Annotated in this window: 1 pseudogene; it reads left to right on the forward strand. The window is 61.3% G+C overall.

Features of this window, described 5'->3' with window-relative positions:
* Positions 1–20: 20 nt before the first annotated feature.
* Positions 21–639 (forward strand): annotated as a pseudogene (locus F0Q45_RS26515) (hypothetical protein); the annotation flags it as partial.

The raw sequence follows: 639 nt of genomic DNA on the forward strand, positions 1-639 counted from the left end.
ACGCCGTTGCAGCTGCGGCGGTGATCTCGACACCACACACCACCATGGCACCGGTGCTGGTCAAACCCGGTGTTGGTGAGGCTGGTGAAATTGCCACCCTGGCTGGCCAGATTGCACTAGAACCTTGGTGGTATTACGTTGCGTTGGCCCTTCATTACGTGGGGCTGGTGCTGCAAGGTATTGAGGCCCTCGGGATAGCGATTGCCTTTGGGCTAGCGTTTCTTGGCCTGGCTGCGATCCTCTTTATCGGAGCCATGGCGTTGTTCTTTATCGCCATCCCCGTAGTTCTCGTTTACATGACGGAGATGCTTGGCTGGGCGCTCCTCTACTTTGGTGTGGCGGTGATTGTGCTTATCATTGAGTGGATTTGGAATATTATTCACGGGATTATCGGGATCGTTGCGTCGTGGGTTGTCCCGGCCGCTGTGGCTCTTGTTAGCCCGTTGGGCGCGGCGGTGACGATACCGGCCGTTGCTTCCGTCGCAGGTGTAGCTGGGGTGGGGGCAGCGCCCGCGTCGGTTGTTGCGGTAAGTAGCGTGGCGCCGTCGCCGGGTAGCACTTCCGCCGCGGCGCCGCAGGCGCGGCTGGTTTCGGCGGTGCAGCCAAGTCCGGTGGGCGCGCCGGCGTCGGTGGTGGCTT

This window comes from Mycobacterium simiae, assembly GCF_008370645.1.
GTDB lineage: Bacteria > Actinomycetota > Actinomycetes > Mycobacteriales > Mycobacteriaceae > Mycobacterium > Mycobacterium simiae_A.